General features: G+C 70.8%; 14 protein-coding genes. 12 read left to right on the top strand and 2 right to left on the bottom strand.

Translation table 11 applies throughout. From position 1 onward, the window contains the following. Positions 1-444: 444 nt before the first annotated feature. Both ACGF3A_RS06830 and ACGF3A_RS06825 read right to left on the bottom strand, forming a co-directional pair. Positions 445-708: a DUF4314 domain-containing protein gene (locus ACGF3A_RS06830; protein WP_393726479.1), complete on the bottom strand. Its 264-nt coding sequence runs from the start codon at positions 706-708 to the stop codon at positions 445-447. A 232-nt stretch (positions 709-940) separates the two neighbouring features. Continuing rightward, positions 941-1,675: a TetR/AcrR family transcriptional regulator gene (locus ACGF3A_RS06825; protein WP_393726477.1), complete on the bottom strand. Its 735-nt coding sequence runs from the start codon at positions 1,673-1,675 to the stop codon at positions 941-943. An 86-nt stretch (positions 1,676-1,761) separates the two neighbouring features. Between ACGF3A_RS06825 and ACGF3A_RS06820 the strand changes: the two genes are divergently transcribed. The 12 genes from ACGF3A_RS06820 to ACGF3A_RS06765 all read left to right on the top strand — a co-directional run bounded on the left by ACGF3A_RS06820 (position 1,762) and on the right by ACGF3A_RS06765 (position 11,746). Then, complete coding sequence (locus ACGF3A_RS06820) at positions 1,762-2,706, top strand: ATP-binding cassette domain-containing protein (RefSeq protein WP_393726475.1); 945 nt, start codon at positions 1,762-1,764, stop codon at positions 2,704-2,706. Beyond that, a complete protein-coding gene (locus ACGF3A_RS06815) occupies positions 2,703-3,524 on the top strand; it encodes an ABC transporter permease (protein ID WP_393726473.1) in 822 nt (273 codons plus the stop codon). The genes ACGF3A_RS06820 and ACGF3A_RS06815 overlap by 4 nt, the downstream gene beginning before the upstream one ends. Positions 3,525-3,571: 47 nt before the next feature. Beyond that, the gene (locus tag ACGF3A_RS06810) at positions 3,572-4,204 is read left to right on the top strand and encodes an FMN-dependent NADH-azoreductase (protein WP_393726471.1); all 633 of its coding nucleotides are present in this window, start codon (positions 3,572-3,574) and stop codon (positions 4,202-4,204) included. Between the two features lie 406 nt (positions 4,205-4,610). Continuing rightward, positions 4,611-5,270, top strand: a complete 660-nt coding sequence (locus ACGF3A_RS06805; protein WP_393727189.1) for a DNA cytosine methyltransferase — start codon at positions 4,611-4,613, stop codon at positions 5,268-5,270. Between the two features lie 331 nt (positions 5,271-5,601). Next, on the top strand, positions 5,602-6,201 hold the full coding sequence (locus ACGF3A_RS06800; protein ID WP_393726470.1) for a DUF4913 domain-containing protein: 600 nt from the start codon (positions 5,602-5,604) through the stop codon (positions 6,199-6,201). Beyond that, positions 6,198-6,971 (top strand): hypothetical protein, encoded by a 774-nt coding sequence (locus ACGF3A_RS06795; RefSeq protein WP_393726468.1) that lies wholly within the window; start codon positions 6,198-6,200, stop codon positions 6,969-6,971. Before ACGF3A_RS06800 ends, ACGF3A_RS06795 begins: the two co-directional genes overlap by 4 nt. Further along, entirely contained in the window at positions 6,968-7,432 is a 465-nt protein-coding gene (locus tag ACGF3A_RS06790; RefSeq protein ID WP_393726466.1) for a hypothetical protein, read from the top strand. Before ACGF3A_RS06795 ends, ACGF3A_RS06790 begins: the two co-directional genes overlap by 4 nt. A 27-nt stretch (positions 7,433-7,459) precedes the next feature. Next, positions 7,460-8,389: a DUF317 domain-containing protein gene (locus ACGF3A_RS06785; protein ID WP_393726464.1), complete on the top strand. Its 930-nt coding sequence runs from the start codon at positions 7,460-7,462 to the stop codon at positions 8,387-8,389. 17 nt (positions 8,390-8,406) lie between these two features. After that, on the top strand, positions 8,407-9,201 hold the full coding sequence (locus ACGF3A_RS06780; RefSeq protein ID WP_393726462.1) for a winged helix-turn-helix transcriptional regulator: 795 nt from the start codon (positions 8,407-8,409) through the stop codon (positions 9,199-9,201). A 101-nt stretch (positions 9,202-9,302) separates the two neighbouring features. Continuing rightward, positions 9,303-10,127 (top strand): DUF317 domain-containing protein, encoded by an 825-nt coding sequence (locus ACGF3A_RS06775; protein ID WP_393726460.1) that lies wholly within the window; start codon positions 9,303-9,305, stop codon positions 10,125-10,127. A 29-nt stretch (positions 10,128-10,156) separates the two neighbouring features. Beyond that, complete coding sequence (locus ACGF3A_RS06770; protein WP_393726458.1) at positions 10,157-10,978, top strand: DUF317 domain-containing protein; 822 nt, start codon at positions 10,157-10,159, stop codon at positions 10,976-10,978. 414 nt (positions 10,979-11,392) lie between these two features. Beyond that, positions 11,393-11,746, top strand: coding sequence for a DUF317 domain-containing protein (locus ACGF3A_RS06765; RefSeq protein ID WP_393726456.1), 354 nt, complete (start codon positions 11,393-11,395; stop codon positions 11,744-11,746). The last annotated feature ends 18 nt before the right edge of the window (positions 11,747-11,764 follow it).

Genomic DNA, 11,764 nt, shown 5'->3' with positions numbered 1-11,764 from the left:
GCTTCTCCTCGTCCGGCCCGGCGAGCGCGGGCGTGATCGACGCTCCTAACGCCAAGGCGGCGACCATCGCGATCGCCGCCCGTCTGGCACGTCTGGGAGCACGCCTCACCGGCGCACCTAATGTGCGTATCTGCATCTTCTTCCCCCCACGGAAGAATCACATGATGACCACCATGGCCATCAACAGCCCGCACAGTTACACAACTTCATCTTTATCCGCACCCATTACTTCATCTTTATCCGCACCCATTACCCAGCCGGTACTTGGTCTACACCAAACAGAATCGGCCACGACACTCCACGAAGAGGCGCAGGTCGTCGCCGGAGAAAGATCGCCCGGCTCACCTGCCAGCCATTTCACCGCATCCCGGTGGGCGCAAATCACATGCAGATACTCATATGTGCAGGGTGGGGCAATTGACCCACGATCTCCCTGCTGGTCTTCTAAGCCGACGCTTCGGGTGGCCTGGAAGACCAGCAGCTGTCCTGCACACGCGGTGAGGCTGCTTGCAGTCTCGAGGGGGCGTGGCGGACGCGATCTCCCTCGCTGGGGATCATGCTGAGCCGTGAGCCGCTGTCCCAGGCGACTTCGAGATGGCCCAGGTGTGCATCCCAGCAGTAGACCGTTCCCTGGTCGCCTGGCTCAAGGCGGGTGTAGGGATCATTGGTATGGACGAGTTCCACGCGGTCTCCTTTGGCGAAGTTCACGGACGGTCTCTGAGGCCCCGGTGTCCTAGCTCAGACACCAGCCGCAAAGTAGGCCGCGGGTAGCTGGACGCGCCCCGTTTCCCGGTCCTGGGCGCTGCGTTGGTCGAATCGAGTGATCGAGGCCAAAGGGGCGGCAAGAGTGGTCGCCAGAGGAGCTGCTGGCGAACTGCACGCTGGATAGATGGCGACTGGGACCTGGTGGCGAACAAGAGCAGGGCGACCCGGCTCGGCTTCAGCTTGGAGACTCGGTCGTTGGCGGGAGGGCTGCGGCGATGCAGTCGAGGACGCGCTTGAGGCCGTTCCGGAACTGGTCGTCGCGGCTCAGGTGCGGCTGGCGCGCCTCCATCACGACCTTGGTGAAGATCGGGTACTCCCCGCTCTTCACCAGCCGGTCGATGTACGGGTAGCTCCGCTCCATCCATTCCGACTCGCTGAGTCCGCTGCGGCGGATTCCCCTGGCCGTGCTGATCTCCTCGCGGACGGTGCTCTCGACGTAGCTGCTCAGCAGGGCCACGAGGCTGAGGTTCTCGTCGATGGGGATGAAGGGGTCGAGCACCCCCATCAGCCGTTCGACCAGGACCAGTTGGTTGGGGCCGAAGCTGGGGAGTGAGCGCTGCACGGTGGCGATCCACGGGTGCCTCATCCACATGGCCCGCTGCTCGTCGGCGTAGCGGGTCAGGTCGGCGCGCCAGTCGCCCGAGGGCATGTCCGTGACATCGATCTCGCCCATCACCTGGTCGGCCATGAGTTCGACCAGGTTCTCGCGGTTCGGGACGTACCGGTAGAGGGACATCGCGCCGGTGCCGATATCGGCGGCGATCCGCCGCATGGTGGCGGCCTCCAGCCCCTCGGCGTCGGCGATCCGGACGGCCGCCTCGGTGATCTTCGCGCGGCTGTAGACCGGCGTCGGCCCGTAGGTCGCGCGCTCGGGCCGCATCCAGATGTTCACGTACTCGGCGTCGGGCACCGTTCCACCTCCTTGGTTGCGTACATAGTACCCAGTCGTTTAGCGTGACCGCCGAGACCGCGTACAAGGTACTCAGTGGAGGAGTTATGCCTGATCCGATCGTGGTCGCCGAAGGGCTGCACAAGTCCTTCGGCGACACCCACGCCCTACGGGGTCTGGACCTGAGCGTCCCGAGAGGAAGGGTCTGCGGCGTACTGGGGCCCAACGGCGCGGGCAAGACGACCGCGGTGCGCATCCTGGCGACCTTGTCCGATCCCGACGCCGGGCACGCCCGCATCGCCGGACACGACATCGTCCGTGAGGCCGGCAAGGTGCGCGCCAGAATCGGGCTCGCGGGCCAGCACGCCGCCGTGGACGAGAAGCTCACCGGCCGCGGCAACCTGCGCATGTTCGGGCGCCTCTCCCACCTGTCCCGGCGAGAGGCGCACCGGCGGGCCGACGAGCTGCTCGAACGCTTCGATCTGACGGACGCCGCCGACCGGCAGGTCACCGGCTACTCCGGCGGCATGCGCCGCCGCCTCGACCTGATCACCAGCCTCATCCTGCGCCCCGAGGTGCTCTTCCTGGACGAGCCGACCACCGGTCTCGACCCGCGCAGCCGCGGCGAGATCTGGGACAGCATCCGCGAACTGGTGGCGGACGGCACCACGGTGCTGCTCACCACGCAGTACCTGGACGAGGCCGACCAGCTGGCCGACGACATCGCCGTCGTCGACCACGGACAGGTGATCGCCACGGGCACCCCCGACGAACTGAAGGCCACGATCGGCGACCGCCTCGACGTCGAACTCGAAGACCCTGCCGCCCTCCATCCGGCGGCGACCGTACTGAAAGCGCTGGCCGGGACCGATCCCACGACGACCGGCTCCGACCGGCTCAGCGTCGCCCTGCCGGGCCGCGGCTTCCGGCTCTTCGACGTCATGCGCGAACTCGACCGAGCCGGGGTCGCCGCGGCCGACGTGCGGCTGCGCCGCCCCACCCTCGACGAGGTGTTCCTGCGCCTCACGGACGACAAGGAGCTGGTCCGATGACCGACCCCGCCCCGCCGCCGGGCCACCGCCTGCGATGGACGTTCACCGACGGGCTGACCCTCGTCGGCCGCGAGCTGGGACGGCTGCGGCACGCTCCCGGCGAGCTCGTCGCGGCGCTGATCTTCCCGGCCGTCATGGTCGTGCTGTTCGGGTACGTCTTCGGCAGCGCGATCCAGGTGCCGGACGGCGGCGACTACCGCGAGTACCTCATGCCGGGCCTGTTCGCGATGGTGACCTTCTCCGCGTGGCTGGGGGTCATGACGCGGATGGCCGCCGACGCCTCCCGCGGCGTGATGGACCGCTTCCGCTCCATGCCGATGGCACGCCTGGCGGTGCCGTTCGGGCAGACCGGCGCCGACCTGCTGACCGGCCTGCTGATGCTGGCCATGATGGTGGGCACGGGCCTGCTGGTGGGCTGGCAACCGCACCGCGGCCTGATCCCCACCGCCCAGGCGTTCCTGCTGATGATCGTGCTGCGGTACGCGCTGAGCTGGGTGGGCGTCTACGTCGGCCTGGCGGTGAAGAACGACCAGGTCGCCGACGCGATGGTGCCGCTGGGCCTGCCGTTCACGATGCTGTCGAACGCGTTCGTCCCGACCGACGGCATGCCGGGCTGGCTGCGCTTCCTGGCCGACTGGAACCCGGTGAGCGCGCTCACCGCCGCCGCACGGGAGCTGTTCGGCAACCCGGGCGCCCCGTCCGGGAACGTGGCCTGGCCACTGGCGCATCCGGTGACCACGGTCCTGCTCTGGTCGGCCGCGCTGCTGATGATCTTCGTCCCGCTGTCGCTCCGCGCCTACATGCGCAGAGGGCGCTGAATACTCCAGAACCGCGCTGCCACCAACACCAACACCATGGAGACGTCATGAGCCTGTTCCGACTCGACGCCAGCATCCTTCCCGGCACATCCGCCAGCACCGAACTCGCCGACCTCGTGGAATCGGAGTGGACCGCAGTCCACCCGGACACGCCGGTGCTACGCCGCCATCTGGGCACCGACCCGCTGCCCGCCGACGCCTGGGCACACGCCCACACCGGCAACGTGACGCCCGAACCCGACCGCACTCCCGCCCAGCGCGATGCGCTCACCCTCGCCGGGTCGCTCACCGTGGAACTAGAGGCCGCCGAGGCGGTGGTACTGGCCGTGCCGCTGTACAACTTCGGTGTCTCCCAGCACTTCAAGACCTGGGTCGACCTGGTCATCGCCGGGGCGCCCCTGGGCAGCCCGGTACTCAAGGACAAGCCGACCGTCCTGGCCACCGTGCGAGGCGGCGGCTACGCCCCCGGCACTCCGCGCGAAGGCTGGGACCACTCCACCCCGTACCTCAAACGCATCCTCGCCGACGTGTGGCAGGCCGACCTCGTCGTCATCGAGCGCGAACTCACCCTCGCCGCCACCTCCCCCGGCATGGAACACCTCCAGGACCTCGCCGCCGACGGACATACCAAAGCCCTGGCCGCAGCCCGCGACGCCGGCCGAGAAACCGCAGCCAAGTGATGCTCCCCGCTTCGGAGCACTTGGCCGACGACGGCTGATCGACTTTGCCAGATCACCGAACGCACCGTCCAGGCGATCCTGGACGACCTCGAACAGACCGGCCACCTGCACCGGAAGCGCACCGGACGGCGCAATCAGCACTTCCTCTACCTGGACGGCTCCTTCCGGCATCCCGCTGAAGCCCACTTCTCCGTCCAGGCGCCGCTGGACCTTCTCGCTGCCCACGACGATGAAGCTGGAGCCGAGCGCCGACAGGCGCAGCACAGTGACATCAATTCTCACTGAGATTGATCACAGCGCTGCCTGACGAATGACTCCCGATCTCGCGTCGAAACGGCATCAGGGGAAACCGACACAGCCAAGGTGTGCGTCCTGACCGCGGGATTCCCTTGCCAAAGACGTCTCGATCGCCGGACGCCGTGCCGGTCTGCTGGAAGGAAACCGCTCCGGGCTGTGGCACCACATCGTGGCCGCCATCGACGCCCTCAACCCCTGCCTGGTGGTGATCGAAAACGTTCGAAGACTCCTCACCTCCCCCGCCGCTCCCGCTGGCGCAGTGGAACCGTGCCCGTGGTGTCTGGGAGACGGCACAGGCCGACCTGCTCTGCGAGCACTCGGTGCCGTACTCGGCTCCCTGGCCGACCTCGGGCGCGATGCGCGCTGGTGCGTGCTACGCGCCTCCGACGTCGGTGCCCCGCACCGACGGGAGCGGCTCTTCCTCGCCGCTTGGCGACCGGGTTCCGCTGTTGAAGACGCCGACGAGCAACTTGGCGTCCAATGGCGGGAGCCAGCCGCCCGCGAAGCGGAAGGCGGGCGGACACGGTCCCAACCTCGCGGACAAGGTCGAGTGGCTGCTGCCCACGCCGAAGGCGTCCGATGGCATCAAGGGCTCACCGCGCCAGCGGCACGGAATCGGCGACCTGACCCTGCCCTCGGCGGCGCAACTGAGCGGCAGGACGACCGTGCCTGGCGTTCACCCGAACCCGGCCCTCGTCCTCTTCGACACTTCGGTCGTGACGAAGAACGCCCCCGGGATTGGGGACGTTACGGCGGAGCGATCTCCTGATGGGAGAGCCTCACGCGCCCGGCACCGGCGCCCACCGACGAAGCGGGCCGCCTGAGCCCACGCTTCGTGGAGTGGATGCAGGGCCTGGACGACGGCTGGGTGACCGCCACCCCCGGGCTGGGACGCCCTGCCCAACTCACCGCACTGGGCAACGGCGTCGTCCCGCAGCAAGCCCGCCAGGCAGCACGGCTCCTCGTACCCTCCGCCCCTGTCTGCCGTCATCGGCGTGGAGGGTAAGCCGCCCCTTCTACACCTGGTTCCCCGGCCGGGCCAAACCGCTCGTTCTGCGGATCCTCGTCGCTCCCACACCCGAGCGACGAAGGGGCTGCCGATGGATTCCGCCCACGAGCACGAGCCGGTACGGATAACGGACCACGACCTTGACGACCTCGTCTCCACGGTCACCGGTCTGGTCGCCGAGACCCGCAAGCAAGGCGAGACCCTCGCCCGTCTCACCAACGAACCCCCGCCCCCACCCGCGGGCGACGAGACGGGGCCCGGCCGGGCCGCTCCCGCTGCCGACCCGAGCAGCGGGAGCGGCGAGGCCGGGGCTTCATCCGTGTTCATCCTGGCCATGGCCGGTGCCGCGTACGACGAGGAGTTGGCGGCGCTGAAGGTGTGGGTGGAGGACCTGTTGCTGCCGGTCTACGGACGCGAGATCACCGCCACCCGGCCCTGGTGCGCGCAGTGGACCGAGCATCCCGAGGCCGTCGCCCGGCTGCACGCGCTGTGGCTGGCCTGGCAGCAGTTCACCGACGCCGAGGCGGGGCTAGCCGGCCCGTCCGTGTGGCACCGCGACCACCTCGACCCCGCGCTGATGCAACTGCGCGCGCCTGACGGCCCGTTCAGCGCGTGCACCACCAGCCCTTCCCGCCCGCACCACCGGCTGCTGGCCCACCCCGATCCCGCGGCGTACGAGGTGGCGGCGTGACGGACCCGGACTACCGCATCGACGGCTTCGAGCCTGCCTGCGACCTCGTCGAGGAGGACTTCCACGCCGCAACGCTCTCCGCCGACATGTACACCGAGCTGGCCTCGCACCACACCAAGGGCAACACCTTCCTGCTGTTCTACGACAGCACTGCCCCCTGGGACGTCCCCGGCACGGCCGAGTACGTCGGGATGCACGTCCAGCGCGATCTGTTCGAGAGCACCTTCACCTTCGAGCACATCCGGCAGCCCACCGTGCCGGTCACGCAGAACTGGCTCATCTCCCGCGGCTGTCCACCCCAGGCGATCGAGCTGAGCACCGCGCCCGGTCCGCGCCCGGCCGATGGGCTCACCTCCCGGCTGGAGGACATGCTGCGCGCCAATCCGGACGGCCGGTACACACTGCTGGACCACTACACGCACAACCCTTGCCGCTTCGACGAGGGCGTCGAGGTCAGCACCCTCGTCCACGACGACCACCCTGACTCCGCCGCGCGGCCCTACCGGCTCTTCCTGGAAGAGACCACACCGTCCCTCGACACGTACACCGTGCGCGAGGGCGCGTTCACCAGCGCCGAGGCGGCCGACGCATGGCTGCGGGACCGGGACACCCCGCTGCCCCTGGCCCCCGCGCGCAGCGCCGTCGACCGTCGTGCCGCTGCTGCCCTCGTGCGGACCACGACCCACGCCACGGCCAGCGCGCAGCTAAACCTGCCGGGGGCGTCGGCGACGCCTGATACGAATCTCGTCCGCGCTCGGGGGCGTTCGTGAGCGCCCGGTACGCCTTCGCCGCCCACCCCGAAGCTCTGGCCGATCTTCGCGATGTGCCGGAGAAGATCCGGGACCTGGCGCTGCTCGAACTCCAGCACCTGGTGCACGGCAACGAGCGTGGTGCTCCCCTCACCCGTGAACTGGCGGGCTGCCACAAGGTCTACGTCGATCCGCAGACGCGGTGGCGGATGGTCATCCAGTACCGCGAAGCCCCCGCCGCCTCCCAGCACCGCCGGGAGATCTACCTGCTGGCCGTCGGCGAGCGCCAAGACCACGCCGCCTACGAATCCGCCGCCCGCCGCCTGGCCCGCGAGCGGCAGCTCCCCGAAGCCGGGCCGCACGCCGGGCGGGCGCACGCCGCCCGCGCACGCTCCGCCCACGCCCCACGCGTCCGCAGCGAACCGCCCGCTCCCGCGCCCGGGACGGCCACGCCGCAGCAGTACCTGCGACGTGTGCGCTGATCACCGCCACCACGAGGAACCTTCCGCATGTTCGACGACCTGGACGACGAGCGGCGCTGGCGCGAGTACCACGTCACCCCGCGCTACCTGGCCGGTTCGGGCTTCACCGGCGACCCTGCCTTCGCACCGGTCGACCACTGGCCCCACCACGACCTCGACGACGAGACCTTCTGCCAACTGCTGATCACCAGCCCCGACGGCCGGATCCGGCTCGGCTGGTTCGGCGACGACTACGACCCCGTCAAGATCACCGCAGCCGAGGACGCGGTCGGCCCCGCCCGCTGGACGGCCCGCTTCAACCAGAACTTCCCCCCGGAGATCACCGCCGGATTCACCACAGCACTGGTCCAGGACTGGGACCCGGACTCCGAGCGCTTCCTCGCCCGGCCATCGATCTACTGGGCCGACAGCGTCGAACCACTGCTGGACGCCGGATGGGAAAGGCTGCGGGCCTCCCAGCCCAGCACGGTGGAGCTGCTCGCGCCCGACGGGCAGGCCGGGGCCTGGATCGACACCCGCGGCCATGGCCGCGAGGAGGAGACCGTACGGCTGTGGGCCGGACCACCGGGCTACCTCACCCGGGCGGAGGCCACCTTCACCGCCGAGACGCCCGACCACCTCATCGCCGCCACCGCCACCGCGCTGAACCAGCCCGCCCCGGTCGTCCGGGAACGGCACATGATCCGCCAAGAGGTCGAGCACCTCGTCCAGCTCGCCCCCGTCCACAAAGCCGGGTCACGGGACCGCCCCTCCGTGCCCACCCCGCTGGAGGCGAAGCGGGCCTCCGTCTCCGCCGCCCTGCACCGGGCCGCACATCAACAGCCAGGTCATGCGCGGGCCCGTGCCGCCCAGATCCGCACCACACGAACCCGTACCCGCCCGGGTGCGGTACCCGCCGCCACGCTCCCTGCCAGCGCCGTCCCCGCAGCCCATACGACAGCCCGCCCCCGTCGCTGAACCTCCCGGAGAACACCATGAACACCACCACCCCTGCCCCGGCCACCTCGGACCGGGTGCTCCACGCCGTCGAGGTCCTCGCACCGCGCTGGACATCCTGGACGCTGGAGAGCCTCCGCGAGCGCGGCCCCCAACGGGCGCGTGATCTGACGGCGGCCATGCCGTGGCTGAACGCGAACGCCACCCACCAGGTCCTGCTGCGCATGCAGTCCACCGGTCTAGTGACCAAGCAGCCCGAACGCGGCTACGTCGCGGCCACCCGCCTGGGGCAGCAGGCCCATTCCACACACCGTGCTCTCGCCTCCTGGCACAAGCGGCACTTCGAGCAGGCCAACCCAGCCTGGAAGCGGGCCGACCGTGTCGAGGACGCGCTGGCCCGGCTGCGGGGCAAGGGCGCGGTCGAGGTGCTCGGCGCACTGGAGCACGGCCCGCTCCGCCCCGGCGAGCTGCGAGAGGCCGCCGGGATGGCGACCGGCTCCTTCCACTACCGCACCCAACAGCTCCTCGACGACGGCCTGGTAACTCGCCTCGGCCCCGAGCAGCACTTCTCCTACGCCCTCACCCCGGCCGCCCGGCAGCTCGCTCCGGTCTACGCCGAGCTGCACGACTTCGGCCGCCGCAGCCAGGCCGCCCAAGGCGTGGGGCACGAGCGGGGCAAGCGCCCGGCTGCGACGGCGAGTCGGGCCGCCGCCGCGCGCCGGTCCTCGCCCGCGGCTCCGGCCGCGCGTGGGCTCTTCTCGCACCCGCCCGTGCCGCAGCCCCGCGTTCCGGCCTACGTCACCGCGCTCTCCCACCCTTCCCGCGCGCGGTGAGCGGCGTGCCCGGCCTCAGACGACCTGTCCGTCCCAGTGCCCGCCCGCCCCCGGCGCTGCCAGGGGCGGGCGCCCGCACCCCACCACCGGAACGCCCCCTCATGCCGCACCCCGCCGCCAGCGGCGAGACCCTTCTCGTCGCGCCCCGCTACCTCGCCGGAACCACCGGCACCGACCCCCTCGTCCCGCTCCTGGACACCACCCCTGGCTGGACCCGGACCCTCGTCGGGCCGGATCCGTACTACGCCAGCCCGTGCCAACGCCTGCGCGCCGCACGGCGCCTGGACGGCGAGTGGACCTTCACCTACGCCGCCGACCCACTCGGCATGCCCGTCTGGTCCGCCCACTTCGACCGCGCCACCCCGGACGAGGTCCTCCTGGCCTTCACCGAGCACCTGGTCGACGGCATCGGGAACTACTTCGCCGACCACCTGCACGGCGGCCAGCACTACGCGGGGCACACGCCCGCCCGTCTCCTCGCCGCGCACGAGTGGGAACCGGTGCCAGGGACGCGCCCGTGGCGCATGCTCGCCCCCGACGAGCACGCCGCCTTCCACCTGCGCCTCGGCTACCTCGACGACCACGACGAACTGCGCGACCGAGGCGCGGCCACTTGGAAGTTCACCGCCGGACCGGATCCGGTCAAACACCCCGCGTGGACGGCGTCCTTCACCGGCCACACCCCGCAGCCGCTGCTGACCGCGGTCGCCGCCGCCGTCGCCGACCCCCGGCCCGTCGAGCGCCCCGCGCACCGGCTACCCGAGCGCCACCGCCCGCTCGTCGACCTGCGCGCGTCCCCGCGCTCCGCGCAGGTCGCGGCGGCCCAGGCCCGCAGCCGCCACCGCCCCGGGCCGCCGCACGCGCAGGAGGCTGCCCGCCTCCCCACCACGGCCTCGGCATCGCCCCGCCCGGCGCCGAAGCGCTGAACACCGCAACCCGATCAGGAGGTTCTGTCATGCCCGAGACCGACGCCCAGTCCGCCGTCCAGCACGTCTCGCCCGTGTACCTGGCCGGGTCCGCGCCCAGCTTCCACGCCCGCCGCCCCCTGCGGGAGGCGGGCTTCCGTCAGGAGGTCGATCGGGCCGGGAACGTCCACCTCACCTCGCCCCGAGGCGGGCACCACTTCGACTACCTGCCCAACGGCCTGACCCATGCCCTGTGGTGCATCTACGAGGCACCCGACCGCTACACCCCGCCCACCTGGCTGGCCGAATTCACCACCGGCACGCCTCCCGAGGTCGTCGAAGCCCTCACCACGGCCCTCGCCGAGGATCTCCACACCCCCAGGGGACGTCGCCCCCGGGCGGACAGCGTGTTGCACCCGCTGGCCGAGGCCGGCTGGCATCGCCGCGAGAACGAATGGGAGATCGAGTTCACTTCCCCCGACCGGCTCGCCCAAGTCTTCTACGACACCGCCCCCGGGCACCCCCTCGACCCCGACTACCAGCCCTGGCTCATCCACGGAGGCCGCACGGGGAACAACGGCTACCTGGAGTGGTACGGCGCCTTCACCGCCCACACCCCCACCCGGCTCGTCACCGCCACCGTCGAACGGCTGGCCAACACCGAACCGGTCGACCGCGCCGCCGACGCCGTTCTCCACCCCAAGGCCACGGTCACCACAGCCCCTATGCGCTCCACCGCACCACGGGCCGCAGCCGCCCAAAGCTGTACCCGAGCAACGGCGCCCTCGCGGAGCACATCAGCGGAGCCGAGCCCGGTCTCGCCACCGGCGACCAGCCGCTCCGCTCCCGCCCGGCCGTCCCGGCGGCGGTGAACCTCCCCCCTGCTCCTCGGTACTCACGGCCCGGATGCCTCTCGCGTTCCTGATGCTGCCGCAACGGGGGAGTCGAGGGCTCGGGCCAGTTCCTCCACGGTCAATTCGACGCGCTTTTGGCTGGCCGCTCGCGAGCGCGCCAGGGAGCCCGCCTCGGCGTCGTCCACACGCTCCTCGAACCGGAACCGCTCGTCCCCGCACACGGCGTCCACCGCTCTCGCTCGCCATCGGTCGTCCCGCAGTCAGCCTGCGGGGCGACCGATTCATTCCCGCACGAGACGTCCGTCCCGCCCTTCGACCGCCGAGTTCGCCCGCAGCAGACACACACCCTCCCGCACGGACTGGAATGCCGCGCCCATTCCAAGTCAACGTACGGACGACGCGAAAACCCGCAGGCCAACAAAGGGATTCCTCGTGACAACGCAAGCCCTTACCCCGGCTCGCCCCGAGCCCGCCGAGCGCGAGTGGCTCCTCGAATGCCACTGCGCCGACCCCGTCCTGCGGCTGCTGGACAACAGCGGCTGGGCCACGGTCGACGACCCGAAGGCCAACGTCTACTGCGCCAGCCCCGACCGACGGGTCTTCGTCGGGTTCCTGCCCGAGAGCCCGGAAGCCGCCTTCGGCGAGCTATGGCACATCAGCGTCCACGGCCCCGACGGCCGCCGCGCCTGGAGCACGACCTTCGACCACGACGTCCCCGCCCACGCCGTCGCGGGATTCCTCTCCGCGCTCATCGCCCACCCCAGCCGCTGGTGCGCCTGCATCTGACACGCACACCCCACACCC

This window comes from Streptomyces sp. NPDC048172 (assembly GCF_043202595.1).
Taxonomy (GTDB): Bacteria; Actinomycetota; Actinomycetes; order Streptomycetales; family Streptomycetaceae; genus Streptomyces.
The sequence above is the reverse complement of the archived record's forward strand: the minus strand, read 5'-3'. Positions and strand labels throughout refer to the sequence as shown.